The organism is Streptomyces sp. NBC_01485, assembly GCF_036227125.1.
Classification (GTDB): domain Bacteria; phylum Actinomycetota; class Actinomycetes; order Streptomycetales; family Streptomycetaceae; genus Streptomyces.
Map to the genome: position 1 here is coordinate 4589905 of NZ_CP109435.1, position 18814 is coordinate 4608718.

The 18814-nt window shown below is 72.6% G+C and carries 15 protein-coding genes and 2 pseudogenes; 11 read left to right on the plus strand and 6 right to left on the minus strand.

Annotated elements, in window-relative coordinates; all coding sequences use genetic code 11:
* The first annotated feature begins 158 nt into the window (after positions 1-158).
* From OG352_RS20895 to OG352_RS20925, 7 genes and pseudogenes are all read left to right on the plus strand, one after another.
* A complete protein-coding gene (locus OG352_RS20895; protein ID WP_329218868.1) occupies positions 159-887 on the plus strand; it encodes a hypothetical protein in 729 nt (242 codons plus the stop codon).
* 76 nt (positions 888-963) lie between these two features.
* Complete coding sequence (locus OG352_RS20900) at positions 964-2193, plus strand: helicase-associated domain-containing protein (protein ID WP_329218869.1); 1230 nt, start codon at positions 964-966, stop codon at positions 2191-2193.
* A 212-nt stretch (positions 2194-2405) separates the two neighbouring features.
* The gene (locus tag OG352_RS20905; RefSeq protein ID WP_329218871.1) at positions 2406-2621 is read left to right on the plus strand and encodes a type II toxin-antitoxin system VapB family antitoxin; all 216 of its coding nucleotides are present in this window, start codon (positions 2406-2408) and stop codon (positions 2619-2621) included.
* Complete coding sequence (locus OG352_RS20910; protein ID WP_269647363.1) at positions 2618-3040, plus strand: PIN domain nuclease; 423 nt, start codon at positions 2618-2620, stop codon at positions 3038-3040. Before OG352_RS20905 ends, OG352_RS20910 begins: the two co-directional genes overlap by 4 nt.
* A gap of 488 nt (positions 3041-3528) precedes the next feature.
* Positions 3529-5985: a helicase C-terminal domain-containing protein gene (locus OG352_RS20915; protein ID WP_329218873.1), complete on the plus strand. Its 2457-nt coding sequence runs from the start codon at positions 3529-3531 to the stop codon at positions 5983-5985.
* A gap of 18 nt (positions 5986-6003) precedes the next feature.
* Positions 6004-6216, plus strand: a pseudogene (locus OG352_RS20920) (ATP-binding protein); the annotation flags it as partial.
* A gap of 46 nt (positions 6217-6262) precedes the next feature.
* Positions 6263-6655: pseudogene (locus OG352_RS20925) on the plus strand (oxygenase MpaB family protein); the annotation flags it as partial.
* A gap of 363 nt (positions 6656-7018) precedes the next feature.
* Here the strand turns inward: OG352_RS20925 and OG352_RS20930 are convergent.
* Positions 7019-8350 carry a wax ester/triacylglycerol synthase domain-containing protein gene (locus tag OG352_RS20930; RefSeq protein ID WP_329218875.1) on the minus strand — a complete coding sequence of 444 codons (1332 nt, stop codon included), beginning with the start codon at positions 8348-8350 and terminating at the stop codon, positions 7019-7021.
* A 351-nt stretch (positions 8351-8701) separates the two neighbouring features.
* Between OG352_RS20930 and OG352_RS20935 the strand changes: the two genes are divergently transcribed.
* A complete protein-coding gene (locus OG352_RS20935) occupies positions 8702-9877 on the plus strand; it encodes a macrolide family glycosyltransferase (RefSeq protein WP_443072489.1) in 1176 nt (391 codons plus the stop codon).
* A 229-nt stretch (positions 9878-10106) separates the two neighbouring features.
* Positions 10107-10577, plus strand: a complete 471-nt coding sequence (locus tag OG352_RS20940) for an acyl-CoA thioesterase (RefSeq protein WP_329218877.1) — start codon at positions 10107-10109, stop codon at positions 10575-10577.
* 52 nt (positions 10578-10629) lie between these two features.
* Here OG352_RS20940 and OG352_RS20945 read toward each other — a convergent pair whose 3' ends face one another.
* From OG352_RS20945 to OG352_RS20965, 5 genes are all read right to left on the minus strand, one after another.
* Entirely contained in the window at positions 10630-12585 is a 1956-nt protein-coding gene (locus OG352_RS20945) for a copper resistance CopC/CopD family protein (protein ID WP_329223903.1), read from the minus strand.
* A gap of 174 nt (positions 12586-12759) precedes the next feature.
* Entirely contained in the window at positions 12760-13608 is an 849-nt protein-coding gene (locus OG352_RS20950; RefSeq protein ID WP_329218878.1) for an SDR family NAD(P)-dependent oxidoreductase, read from the minus strand.
* Positions 13605-14078 carry a cupin domain-containing protein gene (locus OG352_RS20955; protein WP_329223904.1) on the minus strand — a complete coding sequence of 158 codons (474 nt, stop codon included), beginning with the start codon at positions 14076-14078 and terminating at the stop codon, positions 13605-13607. The genes OG352_RS20950 and OG352_RS20955 overlap by 4 nt, the downstream gene beginning before the upstream one ends.
* Before the next feature lie 56 nt (positions 14079-14134).
* The gene (locus OG352_RS20960; RefSeq protein WP_329218879.1) at positions 14135-14743 is read right to left on the minus strand and encodes a GNAT family N-acetyltransferase; all 609 of its coding nucleotides are present in this window, start codon (positions 14741-14743) and stop codon (positions 14135-14137) included.
* Positions 14736-17132, minus strand: a complete 2397-nt coding sequence (locus OG352_RS20965; RefSeq protein ID WP_329218880.1) for a penicillin acylase family protein — start codon at positions 17130-17132, stop codon at positions 14736-14738. Before OG352_RS20965 ends, OG352_RS20960 begins: the two co-directional genes overlap by 8 nt.
* Positions 17133-17208: 76 nt before the next feature.
* Between OG352_RS20965 and OG352_RS20970 the strand changes: the two genes are divergently transcribed.
* Both OG352_RS20970 and OG352_RS20975 read left to right on the plus strand, forming a co-directional pair.
* Positions 17209-17952, plus strand: coding sequence for a siderophore-interacting protein (locus tag OG352_RS20970; RefSeq protein WP_329218881.1), 744 nt, complete (start codon positions 17209-17211; stop codon positions 17950-17952).
* A gap of 94 nt (positions 17953-18046) precedes the next feature.
* Entirely contained in the window at positions 18047-18640 is a 594-nt protein-coding gene (locus OG352_RS20975) for an HhH-GPD-type base excision DNA repair protein (protein ID WP_329218882.1), read from the plus strand.
* The last annotated feature ends 174 nt before the right edge of the window (positions 18641-18814 follow it).

The window sequence follows — 18814 nt, forward strand, 5'->3', positions numbered from 1 at the left end:
GGCCGTCTCGCCCGTACGGGAACGCCTTCCCCTGCACGGACGGGCGGCCGGGAAACACCCGGTTCGGGCCCGCGTGCCCACGCGCGTCCCCCCTCCGGGGACAACGGGAACAGCCGGTCCCCGCACCTGACGCCCCGGCGCTGCGGAACAATCGCCCCGTGGACGACGACGATGCGCAACTACTGTCCCAGGTACGGTCGCTGCGGGAGAAGGGCAGCGGACCGAAGCAGATCGCGCGAGCGCTCGGACTGAAACCGGCCCGGGCGAGTGCGCTGGTGCGCCAGGTGGCCTACGAACAGCAGAGCACGGCCACGCCGACCGCGCGCCCGGTGGTGGGCTGCTGGGTGAGCGTCGGCTGGAGCACCGGCCTGGAGCTGTCCGGGGCCCCCGACTGGGCGCGCGCCGACGCCGAGTGCGCCGAGGATCCCGAGGTTGCCGGTTTCGCCCAGGTCCTGATCGCCCGACAGGAGCGTGCCAGCCGGGTCACCCTCTGCGGGTTCCTGGTCGACGTCTACTGCCTCGGCGTCAAGGACACCGTCGGCCCACAGGTGATGGGCGGAGGATCGCTGGACGCCTACGTACGCGACTACTACCGGGCGTTCGACCAACCTCCGCTGCGGATCGGCCTGGAGCAGGCGCAGAGCATCGTGCACGGTGGTGTGGCCTACGCCCGCACCCTCGGCTTCGAGCCCGCGCCGGACTTCGCGCAGGTCTCCGTACACCTCGGCGAGCCCGGCCCGGCCGCCCCGCGGATCGGCTTCGGTCGCCAGGGGAAGCCGTTCTACATCAACGGCCCACGCGACGACGCGCAGAAGATCGTACGCACGCTGGAGCGCACCTGCGGCGCAGGCAACTACCACTACGTTCTGGGGACGGGGCCGCTGTGATCAGCAACCACGACGAGCATCAGCTACGCACGACCGAGCACGAGGCGCAGGCCAACCTGAAGGTGGTGCTTCAGCTGTGCGCGGCAGGCCGACTGCGCTGCAGCGAGAAGACACTCCGCCCGTCCGCGGCAACGGTCAAGGCGGTCGCGGAAGCGCTCAGCAGCGGCGACTTCTACGCCGAGGAACCGATCGCATCCTCGCCTGGCCGCTGCTGCTCCAGGCCGGCGGACTCGCCGAACTCACCTCCGGAAAACTCGCACTGACCGCACACGGCAGGGCGGCGCTGACCAAACCGACACACGACACGCTCGCCCTGCTGTGGCGGCGCTGGCTCAGCCGCGGCGTGATCGACGAGTTCTCCCGGGTCGAAGCGATCAAGGGCCAGCGCGTGGCGAACGTCCTCACCGCTGTCAAGCCGCGCCGGGCCCAGGTCGGCGCGGCCCTGGCCGCCTGTGCACCCGGTGAGTGGACCGACGTCGACACGCTCTTCCGCACCATGCGCAAGGCCGGTCACGATCCCAGGATCGCCCGCAGTGAGCGCGCCCTGTGGAAGCTCTACCTGGAAGACCCCGAATACGGCAGCCTCGGCTACGACGGGTTCCACGACTGGGAACTCCTCCAGGGCCGCTACACCCTCGCCGTGCTCTTCGAGTACGCCGCGGTCCTCGGCCTGATCGACGTGGACTACCGGCCGCCGGTGGGCGCCCGCGACGACTACCGCGACAACTGGGGCGCCGACTGGACCGACTGCATCAGCCGCTACGACGGTCTCCTCGCCCTCCGCCTCAACCCGCTCGGAGCCTATGCCACCGGGCAGACCGCCACCTACCTCCCCGCACCGGCCGACACCGCCCCGAAGAGTACTAGCGGCCTGAAGGTGCTCCCCAACCACGACTTGGTGGCCCTCGACGGACTCGCCCCCGCCGAGACCCTCCTCCTCGACGCCTTCGCCGAGCGCACCGGCGACCGCGTGTGGGCCCTGACCTCCGCCTCGCTGCTCGCCGCCGCCGACACGGGCCGCGATCTCGCCGAACTCCGCCACCATCTGGACGCCACCGCCGCTCCGCTCCCGCAGACGGTCACCACCCTGCTGGCCGACGCCGCCCGCCGCGTCGGCCAGGTCCGCGACACCGGGCCGGTGCACCTCATCGAGTGCGCGGACCCCGCCGTCGCGGCCCTCCTCGCCACCGACCGCCGCACCCGCACCCACTGCGCCCGCCTCGGTGAACGCCACCTCGCCGTCCCCCTCGACAAGCTCCCCGCCTTCCGCAAGTCCGCCCTTGCCCAGGGCTACCCCGTCGGCTGACACACGCCCTCGTGGGCACCGGACACGGACCGGCACAGTCAGTGGTCCCCGGGTTCAGGCCGAGGAAGCTCATCCCGTCAGGGGTGAAGGCTCCCGTATCCATGGCGTGATGCCCGCGTAGGACCCGGTGGCCAGGCCGAGGCGTCCGATGGCACCCCACAAGGACCCTCACGAGATATACTTGACCCCATATTTGATATCAGGAGGCACATATGAGTCGGACGGTTATCGACCTGGACGACGACCTGGTCGCGGACGTGGCGAAAGCCCTCGGGACGAACACCAAGAAGGAGACCGTCAACACCGCTCTTCGAGAGGTGCTGGAGAGCCGGCGTCGCGCCCTGGCTCTCGCCCGGCTGCGGGCCGCGGCGGGCGACGGCGCATTCGATCTGGAACTGTTCGAGAACAAGGCGAACTACCGCCGGTGAACGCGGCCCAGTTCCTGATCGACACCAGCGCGCTCGCGCGGTTCATGCGCGGGGAAGCGGAGCAGTACGGCTGGGACCAGGCCGCCGCGGCCGGACTCATCGCAACCTGCCCGATCACCGAGCTCGAGTTCTTCTACAGCGCACGGTCAGCTGCCGACCGGGCGCGCGGCATCGAGGACATGCGGCTGATCTTCGGCTGGGTTCCCGTCGACGACCGCGCCTACGACCGCGCCTGGCAGGTCCAGGAAGCCCTCACCAAGCAGGGGAAACACCGAAGTGCCGGAGCTGTCGACCTCGTCGTCGCCGCGACCGCTGAGCTGCAGGGGCTCACCCTGCTCCATCGCGATCACGACTTCGAGTGCATCGCCGCAGCGACCGGGCAAGCCCTCCAGTGGTACGGCCCGGAACACGGCAAGTAGGTCAGCGGTGGTTGCAGTTCTGGTTGCGTTCACCGCCGTACGACATCGTTCAGAAGCCCCACCCGAGTCGGCTGCACCGCAGGTCAGAATGCTCCCGCACATCCCCGTACCCCCAGACGAACATTTGGAAAGCGTGTTGGGGGCAACCCCTCACGAGTTCGAATCTCGTATCCTCCGCCAGTGCCTCACCGGGCACGATGTCGAAGGCCCCACCGCTTGCGGTGGGGCCTTCGACGTTGTCCTCAGGCCTCGTTGTCCTGGCCTTGTCCACAGGGTGGGTTCCTGAGGCTCCCAGATCGCATCCGCGGTCTTCCGGGCCGCTTCTCGGCGTGTACCGGTCGCGTTTCCTGTTGCGTCGTGCCGGCGCCCGCCAAGGGGGAATCTCCCTCATCCGGCACCCTCGGATCACGGGATACGCCATCCTTGAAGCCGGTCCCGAGGCTCCGGCCCCGCTACGAAAGCTCCCTGGTCCGACGAGGTGCACCTGTATGAAGTCCCGATCAACGCTGGCGACATGGCTGGGCAGCCTCGACGCGTCTCGTCTGGCACGCGTGCTCGGGGCGCGGAAGGACGCCGCGTCGCCTCCCGAGCCGCGCTCGGTGGGGGAACTGGCGGACCGTCTGCAGCGCCCGGGATCGGTGGCGCTGGTCCTGCCGCGGCTCGCGCTGCCGCACCTCCAGGTGGCCGAGGCGCTGGCGGCGCTGGGTACACCCGCGTCTCGCGATGCCCTGGCGGAGCTGCTGGGAGCAGTGGACGACGCGACCACACGCGCAGTGGACGACGTGCTCGAGGTGCTGGCCGATCACGCTCTGGTCTGGCCGGACGGCGCGGGGCAGCTCCGCATGGCCGGACCGCTGCGGCAGGTATGGGACGCGCCCCTGGGGCTGGACGCCCCGCTGGAGGAACTACTCGCGGGCACGACCTCCGACGAGCTGCGCGGCATACTGGCGGCACTGGGCGTCAAGCCACCGGGCACCAAGCCGCAGCGAGTGGCCGCGCTGGTGAAACACCACAGCGATCCGGTGCAGCTCGCCTCACTGGTCGCCAAGGCGCCCGCAGCGGCCCGGAAGCTGCTCGAACGCCGAGCGGAGGCCGCGCCGGGGCAGCCCCCGCGGTTCATCATGTTGGGGCATCCCGACCCCTCCCTCGAACCGGGCGCCCGATGGGCACTGGAACGGGGACTCCTGTTCCAGGACCGTCACCGCTACGGCCCCGCCCGTATGCCCGCCGAAGTGGCGCTCGCGCTGCGCGGGCCCGGCCGGCACGCTCCGTTCGATCCTGTGCCGCCTTCCGCGCGACTGGCGTCCGTCACCCCGGCGGAGGTGGACCGCGAGGCGTCGGCCGCGGCCACGGCGTTCGCTTCCCATGCCGCCTCGGTCCTGTCGGCCTGCTCGGCGACCGCGCCCACCCGGCTGAAGTCCGGCGGGATCGGTGCGCGTGAACTGGCCCGGATCGGTAAGGCCGCCCACGCCGACGACGCCGTCGTACGCCTTGCTCTCGAGACCGCGTACGCTGCCGGGCTCCTGGGCCAGGACGGCGATCGCGTGGCGCCCACCGGGGCGTACGACGCCTGGGCGGAACAGGAACCCGCGGAGCAGTTCGCCGTACTGCTTCAGGCATGGCGGAACCTGCCGCTCACCCCCACCCAGGCGCGCGACGAGGACGACAAGGCGCTGCCCGCTCTCGCCGGAGCAGCGCCCTGCCACGGCTGTGCGCGGGCCCGCCACGGGCTGTTGGCCGCAGCCGCAGCGCTCCCGGCAGGGCAGGGTGTGAGAACCACGTCGGTTCTGGGGCCCTTGATCGCCTGGCACAGCCCGCTCGCCGACTCCTCGTCCCGGGACTCCCGGGACTCCCGGGACGGAATTCCGTTCGCCGCCGTGATCCGTGAGGCCGAGCTTCTCGGCGTACTCGCGCGCGGTGCCCTGTCCGCCCTCGGCATCCACCTGCGGACCGGCGACACGGAGGGGCTGACGATCGAATGCCGTCGGCTGCTGCCCTCGGCCACCGCGACGGCCCGGATCGGCACCGACCTCACCGCCGTCGTCACCGGCACACCGTCCGCGCGGCTGGCCGCGCTCCTGGACCTCGTCGCCGACCGGGAGACCAGCGGCACGGCATCGGTGTGGCGGTTCAGCGCCGGCGGCATCCGCCGGGCCCTGGATGCCGGCCGTGTCCCCGAGGACATCACAGCCGACCTGGCCGCTGTCGCCGCCGGGCCCCTGCCACAGCCGCTGTCGTACCTGATCGCCGACACCGCACGCGGCCACGGGCGCGTGCGCATCGCCCCCGCCGCCTGCGTCCTCCACGGCGACGAGCCCGCGCTCCTGGCCGAACTCGCCGCCGACCGCAGGCTCGCCAAGCTCGGACTGCGACAGCTGGCGCCGACAGTGCTGCTCAGCCGCAGTGCGATCGACACAACCCTCGCCGCGCTCCGGGCCGAGGGATACGCCCCTGTCGCCGAGACGGCCGAGGGCACGGTACGCATCGAGAAAGCTCGGCCCCGGCGGACTGCCGCTCCCGTTCCGGCTCCGCGCGGCGTCGGCGCGAGGGACGGCGGCCGGAACGCTGCCACGCGCGCGGCGAAGGCGCCCGCCGCCATCGACCCGGACACCTTGGCGACCCAGCTGCTGGCCGCCCCGCCCACGACTCCCGAACCCGCGCCGTTCGACGGAGGACCGCCCTTCGCCACGGACATCGAGGAGATCGTCGCGGGGTGGGCGAAGCGGCTGCCGTACGGCGACGTCCGCCAGCTCGCGCATGCCATCGATGCCGGTCTGGCCATCACCGTCGAGTACGTCGCCACCTCGGGCAACCGGACCGTGCGCACCCTCAGCCGCCTCACGCTCGACCCGCCCTACCTCGAAGCCTGGTGTCACCTGCGGGACGCCGAGCGCGTTTTCACCCTCTCCCGCATCCACAGCGTCATGAGCGTCATGCCCGCGTGAGCGTCATGCCCGAACGCCTTGTGCGCTGTTCACGATGCCGTCGGGTCGGCGAAACCGGGGCAGTGCATCCTGATGCGGGGAAGGCGGCGGGTCGGCGAGTCCAGCCTCGCCGAGGAATTTCCCCGACGCACCGAGGTGCCGTACCTCTTCTTCACCGCGGCGGGCGGCACGGCGGAGGACGAGCTGACGGAACTGCTCGACGCCGTCGCCGGATCCGCCCTCCCGGAGCGGGGACCGGATAAAGGGCGTCGACGCCCAGGGCCGGCAGTACCACGCGCTGGATCCCGACACCTACTACTGGGCGCACGCCGCCTTCTTCGTCAGCACGGTCCTTGTCGCGGAGCGCTTCACGGGCGGCGGCGGCATCGGTGAGGCGGAGAAGCGGCGGCTGTTCGACGAGCATGTGCAGTGGTACCGGATGTACGGCATGAGCATGCGGCCGGTGCCGGAGAGCTGGGAGGACTTCCAGCGCTACTGGAAGCGCATGTGCGCGGAGGTACTGGAGGACAACAAGGCCACCCGGGACATACTCGACATAGCCGGGATCGCGAGGCCGCCGTTTCTGCCGTGGCTGCCGGACGTGATGTGGCGCCCGGCCGGTGCGCTGATCGGGCGGACCTTCGTCTGGTTCACCATCGGGCTGTACGACCCGGAGGTCCGCGCCCTGCTCGGCTTCACCTGGTCGCAGCGCGACGCCCGGCGGCATCGCCGGATCTGCCAGGTGATCAGCGCTGTCTTCAAGCTCGTCCCGCACGACCGCCGCTACCACCCGCGGGCGCGGGCGGGCTGGCGTCGCGCCCGCGGTGAACTCGCGGCGGACGCCGAGCCGGTCGAGACACCGCGCGGAACCTTCCGCCACCGTCCGAACGCGGCAAGCCGGAGCACTACGCGCCGGATGTCTCCGGGGCGTGGTGAGTCCGTGCCGGGGGTGGGGTACCAGTTCCGCGAATGTGACACTTACCCCCTCGAGTGTCACGTTCTCGGAACTGGTACCCCGCCCCCCGTGGATTCGCCGACAGCATCCGCTTCGACGTCAGCGAGCGCCGTCCGCGAGCAGTTTCAGTTCGTCGAGGAACGTCTCCGCCAGGAGTCCGGCGTCCCGGCTGCCCGAGTTGGTGGCGACGCTGAGCGTGTGGCCCTGGGTGCAGCCGCCCAGCGCGAAGGTGGCCGTGTCGGCCGGGGGGACCATGGGGACGATGGTGAGGTGGCGCAGCGGTCGTCCGGCCAGGGTCTGACCGTGCTCGCGCAGATGGACGTAGGAGCAGGCCGCCGGGGCGTACGCGGGCGCGAAGATCTTTCCGCCGGCCAGGGCCATGGTCGCCCCGGGAACCACCGCGAGGGTGCCCTCGACCAGCTTCTCGGAGGTGCGCCGGGGGCGGGTGACGGTGGTGAGCAGTCCGGTGCACGCGGTCAGCCGGGCCGCCGGGTCGGACAGCGTCACCGGCGCGGGGACGCGGACGTTGGCGAACGCGTTGCCCAGGAACTCCCCGCAGTCGTCGGGGCGTTCGTCGACCGGGACGGACAGCCAGACCTGCCGTGATCCCGGGGCTCCGACCTCGGCCGGGACCTGTTCTGCCGAGCCGAGGCAGGAGCGGAGTACTCCGGAGACCGTCGCCAGGAACACCTCGTTGGTGGTCGCCGGGCGGGTCGAGCCTGCTTCTCCCGTTCCTTCCGTTCCTTCCGTTCCTCCCGTACGGACGGCTTGGCGTGCGGCTCGCAGGACGTCGGCGCGTAGTCGTACGACCGTGTACGCGGGCTCGCGCGCGCCCTGGTGCGGCAGGGGCACCGCGCGTCCCGTGGTCAGGAGGCCGGGCGGGCCGCCGGCGGCCGTGCTGTCGGGGCGGACCATGCGTCGGCGGGGGCCGGGTACCGCCAGGGAGGCGGGGCCGTCCAGCGGGCCGCCGTCGTCGAGGAGGGCGCGCAGGAGGGTCGTCAGGGAGCGGCCGTCGAGCAGGCTGTGGTGCATCCGGAAGAGGAGGGAGAACTCGCCCTCCGTCGCGCCGCGCAGGAGGTGCAGGCTCCACGGCGGGCGGTCGGCGGGGAAGGGGGTGTGGAACCACTGCCGCACCGCGTCCCGGAGGGTGACGTCCGCGCTGTCGACCTGCTGGGCCAGGTCGTGGCCGTCCCGCCGCGCCCAGCGGTGCCGGCCGGTCCACCAGGCCAGGCTGCCCGGGCGGGCGGCGCCGGGCGCGACCAGGGTCTGGGTGAGGCGGGGCAGCGCCTTCCAGCGTTCCTCGACCAGCGCCCGCAGTTCGTCCAGCGCGGGCGGGGCGCCTACGAAGTCCAGGGCGATCCCGGCGTTCGGCGGGCCGAACGGCCAGCGGGCCATCCCCTCCTCCATCAAGGGCAGATGCGATCCGGGCATGAGACTGCTCCTGTCATGGGCTGAGGACGACGACGTCCTGTACTCCCAACGGCCGATCCGGACCGGCGGTCACGTCCCACGGCGGTCGTGTGGCAGTCCCACGGCGGTCCCACGGCGCTCTCAGGGGTCAACGCGGGGCCGTGCGGGCTCCCTGATGGGGTGACACTCCAGCAGGTTTGGGGTCAGGAACGGCGTCGGAGCGCCTTTAATCGGGACTCCGCGTCTGCCGTCTCTTCCGCCGTCCGGACGCGCGTCCTTGAGTCCCCGCCCCGGCTCGGTGCCGGTCAGGAGTTGCGTGTCGTGCCTGGTACTCGTCCGAATCCCGCGCACATCGCCGTCTTCAACGTTCCGATGCACGGGCACGTGAATCCCACGCTGGGGGTCGTCGAGGAGCTCGTACGCCGCGGTCACCGCGTCAGTTACGCCGTCACCGAGGACTTCGCGCACCAGGTGAAGGCGGCCGGCGCCGAGCCCGTGCTCTACCCGGACCCGGGGGACGACTCGGACGCGCCGGAGGACATGGGCGAGGGGTTCGCCCGGGTCGTCCGGGTGGCGCTGGCGTCCCTGCCCGCGCTGAGCCGCGCGTACGGCGACGACGAGGTCGACGGCACAGGCACAGGCACAGGCACAGGCACAGGCACAGGCGGCGACCGTCCGGACCTCGTGGTGTGCGACATCTACGCCTTCGCCGGGCTGCTGCTGGGCGCGCGCTGGCAGGTGCCGACCGTCGTGGCGTCGCCCACGCATCTCGCCTACGACGGCATCGTCCCCGAGTTCTTCGGCGTGCCCGGCCTTCCGCAGGTCCAGGGCTTCGGCGAGCTGGTGGCCGCCTTCGCGCAGCAGGGGGTCGACGGTGCGCGGGTCCACGAGCTGGTGCGGCCCGAGCACGCCGTCGCGTTCTTCCCGCGCGCCTTCCAGCGCCGGGCGGACACCGTCGAGGCCCGGCGCGTCGCGTATGTCGGGCCCGCGCTCGCGGACCGCTCCTACCAGGGTTCGTGGCAGCCGCCGCGGCCTGATCTGCCGGTGCTGCTGGTCTCGCTGGGCTCGCAGTTCACCCGGCGGCCGGAGTTCTACCGGTCCTGCGTCCAGGCCTTCGCGGAGCTGCCCTGGCATGTGGTCATGTCCGTCGGCCCCGCCGTCGCGCCCGAGCTGCTCGGGCCGCTCCCCGACAACGTGGAGGTGCATGCGCATGTGCCCCAACTGGCCGTGCTGGCCCACGCGGACGCCTTCGTCACGCACGCCGGGATGGGCGGCACGATGGAGGCCCTGTACTACGGCGTACCGCTGGTGGCGGTGCCGCAGATGGCCGAGCAGCGGGTCAACGCCGCCCAGATCGAACGGCTCCGGCTCGGGGTCCATCTGCCCCGCGAGACCGTCACCCCCGAGGCGCTGCGCGAGGCCGTCCTGCGGGTCTCGTCCGACCGGGAGATCCGCGCCGGCGTGTCCGCCATGCGCCGGGAGATCACGGCGGCGGGCGGGGCGGGCGCCGCGGCCGACCTGATCGAACAGGCGCTTCCCCAACCGTAGGCCCGGACCCGTAAGTCCCTGCGTCGTGGTCCGGACCTGTAATCCGGGACCCGTAGGCCCGGACCCGTCGTCCCGGACCCGTGATCCTGGACCCGTGATCCTGGACCTGTATCCGGGACCCGTAGGCCCGGACCCGTAAACCCCGGCAGCTGCCGCCGCCCCGTAGTCCCGGCACCGAACACCGGCCCGGGAGACCGGAACCCTTGCCGTTCCTAGGAGTTACTGACACATGTTGACCCACGCCCTGCCGACCGGCATCCCCGCCGCCCGCCCCGCGAACTGCCGCCCGCACCTCTATCTCCGCCAGGTACGCATGAGCGACCTGGACTCCATGCAGCACGTGAACAACGCCCGGCTGCTGGAGATGATCCAGGACGCCCACATCGACATGTTCTACCTGCGCTCCGGGCCGCCCGGGCAGGAGATCCGCCCCCGGTTCGTCTACGCACGCCACGAGCTCGACTACACGGAACCGCTCGTGCTCCAGCCCGAGCCGGTCACCATCACCACGACCATCGGCGACCTGCGCCGCTCGTCCTTCCGGCTCACCAGCCGCGTCACGCGCGACGCGCAGGTGTTCTGCACCAGCGTCAGCACGGCCGTCGCCTACGACCCGGACGCCCGCTGCTCGCGCCGGCTCGAGGAAGCGGAACTGGCCCTCGCGGCCCGCCACGCCACCCCGCCGGACCCGGCACACTGACCGGCCCTGATCAATCCGGGCTCCGTCAGGAAGGTGATGGGCGGGCCCTGCCTCAGCGCACGATCCGTACCGGCTTCGTCTCGCTCGCCTGGTCGATCTCCGACACCCGCACCGTCGCCTTCATCTCCCAGGTGCCGGGGATGGGCAGGTTGACGGCGTCGGCGGCCCAGTAGCCGCCCCGGTCGGTGACCTTGGCGTCGATGGGGCCGATCTTCTGGTCGGGGAGGCTGAAGGAGAGGCGCAGTTCGGGGACGCTGACGAAGCCGCCGTCGGGGCCGTAGACCACGGCCTGGAGGCTGTTGTCGCCGACCCGGCCCGGGTCGAGGGTGACCTGCACCTTGCCGCGGACGGCGCCGACGTCGGGGGAGTCGATCTCGAAGGGGATGTTGGTCACCGAGGCCACGGGCAGCCCGGCCGACTGCTCCGCCGTCGCCGCCTCGGCCGCCGCCCGGCCCGGAAGAGTGCCGGTCAGCACGGTCGTGAGGACGAGTACGACGACGGAGACGGCGACCTCGGCCAGCACGGACCGACGCAGTGCCCGGCGGTGGGCGTCCTCGGCGGGGGTGAGGGGCGTGGGCTGCTTGGCCGGGGGCTTGTCGGCCGGAGCGTTCTCCGCCGGGGGGTTGTCGGCCGCAGGCTTCTCGGGCAGTGCCGAAGCATCCGCCGGTCCGCCTACCGGCTCCGGAACCCGCGCCTCCGCCTTCAGGGACTCCGTCTTGAGCGACTCCACCTTGAGGGACTCTGTCTTCAGCGCCTCAGCCGTCTCGGTCGCCTCGGTCGTCACGTTCCGCTCCGTCCTTTGCCTGGTGGTCCTTGCCGTGCTTGCCGTCCTTGTCGCCGTCGTCACCGTCTGGCGTGACCGCGCGCCCGCCGCCAGCAGCAGGGTCACCACGGCCAGTTTGGCGAGCAGGATCCGGCCGTACGTCGTGTCCGTCAGCGCGGACACGGAGCCGAGGCCGCGCCAGGACTGGTAGACACCGGTCACCACCAGGACCGTCACCGACAGGCCGGCCAGCCGGGAGAAGCCGGTGACCACGTGGGACGGGACGGACGCGCGGTAGAGCAGGGTGAGCAGGGACGTCAGTCCGCCCAGCCACACCGCCATGGCCAGCAGGTGCAGCACCGAGGACGTCATCGCGGCCGGGACCTGGATGCCGGCCGAGGCGTGTTCGGCGGCGGCCCAGGTCAGAGCGAGGCCCACCGCCAGCGCGGCGCCGGTCAGAAGCGCCGCGCGCGACGGCCGCTCCCCCTTCCGCTCCCCGTTCCGTTCCGCCAGGAGCTTGCGCTGCCGCAGGAGCAGGACCGCGGCCGCCGCCAGCAGCGCGAGGCGCGCCACCAGGGCCAGGCCCGGACGGGTGCCCAGTGTGCGGGTCAGGCCGGACGGGTCGAGGGCCTGCGCCGGGCCGGTCCCGGTCTCGTAGGGGGCGCGGAGCAGGAGCAGGAACACCGTCGATCCGGCGAGCGCCCACCAGCCGGCCAGCAGCAGCCGGCGCAGCGGCCGGACGTCCGGCGGCCGGCAGACGGCGACGAAGGCGGCGGTGCCGATGAGCAGCGCCGCGGCGAGGTAGGCGACGTAGCGGCCGATGTTGAAGAGGCCGCTGGTGGCCGGGTCCTCCACGGAGGCGCTGGGCAGGGGCGGCGGGGTCGCGGAGGGTTCGCCCACGGAGAAGGTGAAGGCGCCCGCGATCGGGTGGCTGTCCGCCGACACGACCCGCCACGCCACGGTGAACGTGCCGGTGCCGAGCTTGCCGGGCAGGGTGACGCGCGCGGTGTCGGCGCGGCCGTCCGCGTGACCCGCCCTGCCCGTCTTCACCCGCTGGTTGTCGGGGTCGAAGACGCGGAAGGAGTCGTCGAGCAGGCCTACCGACTCGGTGAAGGTGAGGGTGATGGAACCGGGGGCCGTCTTGACGACGCTTCCGTCGGCGGGGTCGGCGCCGCGAAGGGCCGCGTGCGCCGAGGCCGGTCCGCCGCCGAGGAGGAGCAGGACCAGCACGGTGCCCAGCAGCACCAGCCCCTGAAGCCGCCTTCGGCCGCCGCCGTGTCGCCCGGCGCCCGCTCGCTCACCGCCGTGCCGTCCGCCATCGTGCCTTTCGCTCACGTCAACCGCTCCGTACTGCCGAGACTCGAGACTCGTGTGCTCAGGGATACGTACGCATGCACAGAGCATCCGGTTCACCTGCCCTCACCACGTCGGGCGGGCCGAGACCCCGCCGTCCACGACCAGGTCGTGCCCGGTGATCCAGGACGCGAGCGGCGAGGCCAGGAACACGCAGGCGTCGCCGACGTCCTCGGGGCGGCCGAGCCGGCCGACCGCGACGGCCTCCCGCCACCGCCGTACCCCCTCCGGCCAGGCCTCGGCCAGGCCCTCCCGGTCGATCAGCCCCGGCGAGACCGTGTTCACGCGGATGCCGGACGCCCCGTACTCCTGCGCCGCCGCCCGCGCGTGCATCACGACCGCCGCCTTGGCGGCGGAGTAGTGGGCGTGACCCGGGGCGGGCATCCCCGCCTCGACGGAGGCGATGTGGGTGATGGTCCCGCCGTGCTCCCGCATCACCTCCGCCGCGGCCTGCGTGCACGCGAACACGCTGGTCAGGTTGGTGTCCACGACCGCCCGCCAGTCCGCCGCCGCCATCCCGGGCAACGGCTGCACGGGCTGTACGCCCGCGTTGTTGACGAGCGCGGTCAACCGGCCGCCGTCTCGCCGAGCACCCTCCTGCGCGCCCCGCTGAGCACCCCACTGCGCGCCCCACTCGGCGGCATCGGCGACCAGCCGCCGGCACTCCTCCTCGACGGTCAGATCGGCGCCCGGCAGGACGACGGCCCGTTCGCCGATCTCCCGCGCCAGCGCCTCCGTCGCCGCCACCGCCGTACGGCAGTGCAGCGCCACCGCCGCGCCCTCCGCCGCGAACCGCAGCGCGATGCCGCGCCCGATCCCGCCGCCCGCACCCGTGATCAGGGCCACCTGGCCCGCCAGCAACGTCGTCGAACTCCTCGAACTGGTCGAACTCGTCGGCCTCGTCAACTTCGTCATGGCCGGCACAGTTCCCTGATCAGGGGCGTGCGGTCCGGATAACGCGCCGTCAGGACGACCGCGTCCCCGTGTTCGTAGTCCCCGTAGGTGAAGCCAGGGGCCATCGTGCAGCCGAAGAAGGTCCAGGCGCCCCCGGCGACCACCCGCGCCCCCATCCAGGTGCCGGCGGGCACGGTGAGCTGCGGCTGCTGTCCCCCGAGGACGTCCGGGCCGAGCACGGCCGTGCGGGAGGTGCCGTCGGGGGCGAGGAGCAGCAGTTCGAGCGGGTCGCCGAGGTAGAAGTGCCAGACCTCGTCGATGGGCAGGCGGTGCAGTGCCGAGTGGTCGCCGACGGTGACCAGCGCGACGATCGCCGTGCCGGCGGGGCGGCCGTCCGGCCCCTCGGGACCCACCCACGTACGGCGGAACAGGCCGCCCTCGCGGGGGATCGGTTCCAGGCCGTAGTGGGCGACGAGGTCCTCGGGGGTGATGTCAGGGGTCCCGTCGGGGGTGACGTCAGGGGTGGTGTCGGGGGTGATCGGGGGAGTCACCCGGGGAACGCTACCTCCCGCCTCAGGAAGGCGAGCTGGGCCTGCTTCTCCGGCAGGTACACGTCCGGCAGGTCGACCTCCGGGAGCGTGACGACCGGTCCCGCCTCGAAGCCCTGCCGCAGGAACCGGGCGATGGCCTTCTCGTGCCGTACGTCCGGGTCCACCACGGCCCGCCGCCGGTCCAGTCCGATCATGACGTACGAGGCGAACGCGCCCATGATCACCGCCGACCAGCCCGGCCGCGCGCCCCCCTCGCCCGCCGGCGCGAGGAGCAGGTGCACGCCGACGTCCCCGGGCTCGACCTCGTAGACCTCGCCGACCCGGTCCGCGGTCGGCTCGTAGAGCTGGAAGAGGGCTGCCGGGACGCCGTCCAGCTCGGCGAGGAAGGCGTGATGGGTGTCCAGCGTGTCCATGTGGGCGTAGATCCCGGCGACTTGGTCCCGCGTCAGGCCGTTCATGCCCCAGAACGCGGCCCGTTCCTCGCTCACCCAGGCGTGGACGACGTCGGCGTCGCCCTCGGCGTCGAGGCGGCGGATGCCGACGGTGCCGAAACCGTCGACCACCTGCTCGTGCACATGGGCGTTCTGTGTGCGGGGGTCAGACATCGTCGCTCTCCTTCGTCAGGTGTGCCCAGTCGGTGACGACCGGGGCCAGTTCGCCCTTGAGCCACAGAGGGAGCTGGTCGTGGTGGTGGGGGTGGCCGGGCAGCCCTGACGCCCCGTACGGGACGACCCACAGGCTGTCCTCGCGGCGGGCCAGGTCCCACACGTAACGGGCGGCCGGGCCACGCGCGGCGAGGTCGGTCCAGCCGGGCACGGCCGAGGTGCACAGCACACAGTCGTGGTCGCCGGAGAGGGCCGGGGCCGCCTGGTCCGAGGCGTCGGGGAGTGCCCGCCAGGGGGCGAGGCGGTGGGTGTCGCCCCAGCGGCCGGACAGCTGCGACTGGGCCTGGACCTGGGCCTGGACCTGGGCCTGCGCGGCGACCTCCTCCAGGGCCTCCCGGACGAGTGCCGGCCGGTCGATCCCGAACAACTCCTCGGCGCGCAGCAGGTGTTCGAGGGCGAAGCCGATGCGCGGGAGGAGCGCCAGCCAGGGGAGGAAGACCTCCGGGTAGGCGGGCGGGGCCGTCAGGGCGGCGAAGGCCGGGTGCGCGGCGAGGCGGCGGACGAGGGCGCTGCGCAGGACGGCGAACCCGGCCGCCTCCCGGCTGTCGGCGTCCATACGGCGGTCCCAGCGCAGCAGGCGATCGCGGAGTCCAGCGGCCGGTCCGGTCAGGTCGCCGAGGGCGGCCAGGTGGTCCAACAGGGGGGCTGCGGAGGCGAGATACGTGTCCATGTGGAGGGCCGGCATGTCGGACGCGGTCCAGGCGCGCTTCTCCGCCAGCAGCGCCCGGATGCGGTCGGCGCGGTGCGGCGGGGCGAACTCGACGCCCAACTCCCCTGCCGGGCCACGCTGGTTGGCCATCACGGCAACGCCGTCGGCCAGTCCCGCGCGGGGCGTCTCGTGCCAGCCGGTCCACTCGTGGCCGGGTTCCCAGGCGGGCACCAGCCGGGTGCCGTTGGCCGCCGCGCGCTGTGGCACCCGGCCCGCGACCCGGTGCAGCAGGCCGCCCTCGGTGTCGGCGGCCTGGACGACGTTGACGGGCTCGGCCCACAGGTCGAGGGCGCGGTCCACGTCGGCGACCCGGCGGGCCCGGAGCAGCGGCAGCAGCGCGCCGAACCCCAGGTCGCCGGTGACGCGGGGCGGGTGGCGCAGGCTCAGGGCGAGCGGGGGGCCGTCGTCCGGGGTCCCGTCGTCGAGGCCCTCCGGACCACCGGCGATCACCGGCCCGCGTTCCGTCTCCAGGATCTCGACCTCGGCGGTCTTCTCCCCTGCGACGCGCACGAGTTCGGTGTGCCGGGCGACCCGCCGCCAGGTGCCGTCGGGGCCGAGGGCCTCCACGCCCGCGCCCGTGCGACGCAGCCGTTCGCGGTAGAGGTCCTGGTAGTCGGCCATGGCGTTGGTGATGGCCCAGGCGACCGTGCCGGTGTGGCCGAAGTGCGCGATGCCGGGGACACCGGGGACGGCGAGGCCTACGACGTCGAACTCGTCGCAGGCCAGGCGGATCTGCTGGTAGACGCCGGGGTCCTCGATGAAGCGGTGCGGGTCGCCGGCGATCACCGGCTGCCCGGTGACCGTCCGGGCGCCGCTCACCAGCCAGCCGTTGCTGCCGGAGGTGCCGGGTCCGTCGGCGGCGAACAGACCGACCGCCTCGGGGCCGAGATGCCGGGCGGCCTCCTCGCGCCACAGCTTGGCGGGAAACCCGGCGAACAGGATGTGCGTGGCCAGCCAGACGGCCAGCGGGGTCCAAGGCTCCCAACGCCCGGGCACGAGCCCGACCCGCGCGAACTCGGGGGCTTGGCAGGGGGTTTGGTCGGGAGATTGGCCGGAGGTTCGGTCTGCGGCTTGCCCGGAGGGTTGGCCTGCGGCTTGCCCGGAGGGTTGGCCTGCGGCTTGCCCGGAGGGTTGGCCTGGGACTTGCCCGGTGGCTTGGCCCGGGGCTTGGCCTGGGACTTGCCCGGTGGCTTGGCCCGGGGCTTGGCCTGGGACTTGCCCGGTGGCTTGGCCCGGGGCTTGGCCGACGGCTTGGTCGGGCGCTTGGCCCGGGGCTTGTTGGGCGGTCTGCTCTGGGGTTTTTGCTGCCGTCAGCCCCTCGTTGACGCCGTCGACGTACGCCCGTACCCAGTCCGCCGTCTCCGGGTCCCGTCTCTCCAGTTCGTCGAAGCAGCGTCTCGCCGTGTCGTCGAGGCGGGCGCGGCGTACGAAACGGTCCCAGGGGAGGGCTTCGGGGCCGAGGAAGGAGGCCGAGGTGCCCCGGGCGCGGTGCCGTTCGACCTCCAGTTGCCAGGCGCGGTCGCGGGCGGTGACCAGACCCTGGAGACGGGCGAGCGCGCGGGCGCTGTCGGCCCGCAGATGCGGAACGCCCCAGGCGTCACGGTAGATCTCGGTGGTCACCCTGTGCCCCATCTTCGCTTTAGGTTAGCCTTGCCTAAGTAAGTTGCCGGAATCGTACACAAGGGGTGAAGAGGTCATGGCGCAGGGGCGGGGCTGGGAGGGCGCGGTCCTCAAATTGATGCGCGCGAAGGACTTCACACTCACCGTCACGGGGGTGGAGGAGGTCACCGGCGACTACCGCCGGCTGCACCTCACCGACGGCGGGCTGCTCGCCACCACCGGGGTCCACCCGACGATCTGGGTCCGGCTCTGGTTCGACAACGCGGGCAAACCGCACCAGCGGGCCTACACCCTGGTCGATCCGGACCCGGCGGCCGGCGCCTTCAGCCTGGAGTTCGCCCTGCACGAGGGCGCCGCCAGCGACTGGGCACGGGCCGCGAAGCCCGGCGACACCATCGAGGCGACCGTCCAGGGCACCGGCTTCGAACCGCCCGCCCCGGCCCCCTCCCACGTCCTCGTGATCGGCGACCCGGCCTCCCTGCCCGCCATCAACTCCCTGCTCGGCCCGGACGAGGGCGCGCTCGGCTCCGCCCCGGCGACCGTCTGGTTCGAGGGCTCCCCAGACGGCACGGACGGCCTCCCCTTCCGGACCGACCCCGCCCGCCACGAGATACGGCACGTGCCCCGCCGCGACGGAGGCGCGGGCCTCGTCGAACGCGTGAAGGCGGAACTCCCCGCCCTCCTGACGGCCACCCCCGACCCGTACATCTGGATCGCCTGCGACACCCTCACCACCCGGACCCTGACGGCCTACCTGCGCAAGGAACTGGCCGTCCCCAAGGAGCGCGTGCACGCACTGGGGTACTGGCGCGCAAGCTGAGGGTGTGGCGGGCAGGCCCATGGAACCGGGGGCGCTGCACGCGAGCCGGGGGGCGTGACGCGCGAGGCGACGGCGCAGGCGGGATCATCGACGCATGGACGTCACCCTTCACCTCTCCCAGGACCCCGAGGCCGACGAACTCCTCGGGCGCTCCCCGCTCGCCGCGCTGGTCGGGATGCTGCTGGACCAGCAGGTTCCGATGGAGTGGGCGTTCAAGGGCCCCCGCACGATCGCCGACCGCCTCGACGCCGACGACCTCGACGCGCACGTCATCGCCGCCCAGGACCCGGAGGCCTTCGCCGCGCTCCTCTCCGAGAAGCCGGCCGTGCACCGCTACCCCGGCTCCATGGCCAAGCGCGTCCAGCAGCTCTGCCAGTACCTCGTCGAGCACTACGACGGTGACGCCGGCGCCGTCTGGAGCGGCGTGAGCACCGGCAAGGAGCTGCTCAAACGCCTTGAGGACCTGCCCGGCTTCGGCAAGCAGAAGGCCCAGATCTTCCTGGCCCTGCTGGGCAAGCAACTCGGCGTACGCCCCACAGGCTGGCGTGAGGCCGCCGGCCCCTACGGCGAACCGAAGTCCTTCCGCTCGGTCGCCGACATCACCGGCCCGGAGTCCCTGACGAAGGTACGAGCCCACAAACAGGAGATGAAGGCGGCGGCGAAGGCGGCGAAGGCCGCCAAGGGCTGAGCGGCCACGGGGCAGGCAAGCGACCGCTGAGGGAAGTCGTGCGGTGCGGCCCGCCAGGGTCCGCGCAGCCGTCCGCGCACCCTCCGCCCCGCTGAACACGCCCCCGCACCCCTGCTCCGAACAGGTGATTCTCGCGGCCCGCGTGCTGAACGGCGGGCGTGTCGCGGGGAGATG

Excerpts from the sequence above, each read along its gene's own strand:
- OG352_RS20930 (WP_329218875.1), bottom strand. The coding sequence starts at position 8,350 with ATGCCCGGATCGCATCTGCCCTTGATGGAGGAGGGGATGGCCCGCTGG.
- OG352_RS20935 (WP_443072489.1), top strand. The coding sequence starts at position 8,702 with ATGCACGGGCACGTGAATCCCACGCTGGGGGTCGTCGAGGAGCTCGTA.
- OG352_RS20970 (WP_329218881.1), top strand. The coding sequence starts at position 17,209 with ATGGCGCAGGGGCGGGGCTGGGAGGGCGCGGTCCTCAAATTGATGCGC.
- OG352_RS20960 (WP_329218879.1), bottom strand. The coding sequence starts at position 14,743 with ATGTCTGACCCCCGCACACAGAACGCCCATGTGCACGAGCAGGTGGTC.
- OG352_RS20975 (WP_329218882.1), top strand. The coding sequence starts at position 18,047 with ATGGACGTCACCCTTCACCTCTCCCAGGACCCCGAGGCCGACGAACTC.
- OG352_RS20950 (WP_329218878.1), bottom strand. The coding sequence starts at position 13,608 with ATGACGAAGTTGACGAGGCCGACGAGTTCGACCAGTTCGAGGAGTTCG.
- OG352_RS20915 (WP_329218873.1), top strand. The coding sequence starts at position 3,529 with ATGAAGTCCCGATCAACGCTGGCGACATGGCTGGGCAGCCTCGACGCG.
- OG352_RS20905 (WP_329218871.1), top strand. The coding sequence starts at position 2,406 with ATGAGTCGGACGGTTATCGACCTGGACGACGACCTGGTCGCGGACGTG.
- OG352_RS20940 (WP_329218877.1), top strand. The coding sequence starts at position 10,107 with ATGTTGACCCACGCCCTGCCGACCGGCATCCCCGCCGCCCGCCCCGCG.